This window comes from Parasynechococcus sp. (assembly GCF_042954245.1).
GTDB lineage: Bacteria > Cyanobacteriota > Cyanobacteriia > PCC-6307 > Cyanobiaceae > Parasynechococcus.
The window spans coordinates 1-2027 of record NZ_JBGKDP010000067.1; the positions used below are offsets into that span (position 1 = coordinate 1).

The following is a 2027-nucleotide window of genomic DNA, read 5'->3' on the forward strand; positions in this document are numbered from 1 at the left end:
ACCACCTGCGCCTGAAGGTCGGCTAGCAGCTCCGGAGGATTGCGGGGGGGCGTCGCCATGCCGCTCCACACCGCTTCCAAATCAGCGGCGAGAACCCGGCGCTGGCGCACAAACAGCAGGCCCTCATCAGCAATGGTGCGACTGAAGGACGGCATCGACCCGGGAGCGATGCCACCCACATCGGCGTGATGGCCACGGCTGGCTACAAAGAAGCTGGGCTGATCCCCGTTGCAGAACACCGGCGAGATGGCGGTGACGTCGGGCAGGTGAGTGCCGCCATGAAAAGGGTCGTTGCTGAGCAGCGTGTCGCCAGGCTGCAGCGGTGCGACATCACCGGTCGCTACCTGGGCCAGCAGGTCGCGCACGCTGTCTCCCATCGACCCGAGGTGCACCGGAATGTGGGGGGCATTGGCCACCAGGGCACCCGTGGCATCGAACAACGCACAGGAGAAATCCAGGCGCTCGCGGATGTTCACGGAGTGACTGCTTTGCCGCAGCTGTTCCCCCATCTGTTCAGCGATCGCCATTAAGCGGTGGCGAAACAGTTCCGCCTGCAACGGGTCATGGGCACCAGCCTGTGCCAGCGCAGGTGATCCGACCGCGGGTTGCCGGCGCTCCAGCAACAGCGTGCCCCCCTCCGCCACCCGGGCCTGCAATCCGCTGATTCGGCGGCAGGGCACTGCGGTTCAGCAACGGAACCTGCGTCCAGCCGCTCGAATCCAGGTGCATCGACACCTGCGGGAATATCTCCACCCCTGGCGTTGGTTCGGCCATCTCAGCTGCGGCTGTGATATCGAACTGTTGGGGTGCTGTGACCTCAACATTGATCTGTTCGACAATCAGGGCCTGATCGGCATCAATGCAGTAGCCGTAGCGTTGATGATGGCTCGCCTGGAAGGCCGAGATCACGGCATCAACACCTTGCTCGGCGCACCAGGTGAGCACCAGGGTCTGCTCGGCAGAGGGATAACGCAGGGCCAAGTTGACCCAGACCTCCGGCTCCCCCGCATCGGCATCAGCGAGATCCCCCTGGCGACACAAGGTCTCCTGCGCTTCACACGTCAGCCGCTCAACCTGATCCGGCAGGGCCGCCAACAGATCAGGCGCGAGGGCAACGCCGAGATGCACCTGCCGCCGGCAGCGCTGGCGGGTCTGGCCCATGCCAAAGGCGGAGAGGACTCCGGCCATGGGATGCAACAGCACTGTGTTCAGCCCCAGTTCATCCGCCAGGCGACAGGCGTACTGACCACCAGCCCCCCCGTAGGCCACCAACACCCCGCCGCGAATGTCCTCACCGCGATGCAGCGATACCCGGCGAATCGCAGCGGCCATGGTTTCCACCGCCAGTTGTAACGCCCCAGATGCCACCCGCTCCGGGGTCTGCCCCAGCGCTGCCGCGAGATTGGCGAAGCGATGCCGCACCACCTCAACATCCGGTGGCAGATCCCCGGACGGGCCGAACACCGGCGGGAAGCGGTCCACCTGAAGTCGCCCCAGCAGCAGGTTGGTGTCGGTAATGGTGAGCGGTCCGCCGGCGCGATAACAGGCCGGGCCCGGTTGCGCTCCAGCGGAGCGGGGCCCCACCCGCAGCCGCTCACCCTGCAGCTCCAGCACCGATCCGCCTCCGGCCGCCACGGTTTCAATCGGCAGGCGTGGGGCAAGCAACTGCAAGCCGGCGATCTCGGTCTGTTCTTTCACTTGCCGCAAGGCCTGCCCATCGGCGGAAGCCACACAGAACACATCCGTCGACGTGCCCCCCATGTCGAAGCCCAGCACCGGCACCCCTTCAAAGCCGGCCATCCGCGCCGCGGCGATTGCCCCGACCATGCCGGCCGCTGGCCCCGAGAGGATTGTTTCTTTGGCTTGCAGCCTGTCTGGAGACTGCAATGCTCCGCTGGAGGTCATCACCCGCAGTGGTGTGGCGCCACCGAGCGCCCCTTGCACCTGCTGCAGAGCCATCCAGCACCGGATGCACGGCTCCCTCCACCAACGCCGTCTGACCCCACGGCACCAGGCGGGGCATCACG

Annotated in this window: 2 protein-coding genes; both read right to left on the reverse strand. The window is 66.2% G+C overall.

Translation table 11 applies throughout. The features are described 5' to 3' along the window. Positions 1-680, reverse strand: a 680-nt coding sequence (locus ACGVJ8_RS03355) for a hydantoinase B/oxoprolinase family protein (RefSeq protein WP_392345481.1), incomplete at its 3' end; no start/stop codon positions are given. Next, complete coding sequence (locus ACGVJ8_RS03360) at positions 562-1959, reverse strand: hydantoinase/oxoprolinase family protein (RefSeq protein ID WP_392345482.1); 1398 nt, start codon at positions 1957-1959, stop codon at positions 562-564. The genes ACGVJ8_RS03360 and ACGVJ8_RS03355, both read right to left, overlap by 119 nt. Positions 1960-2027: the final 68 nt, after the last annotated feature.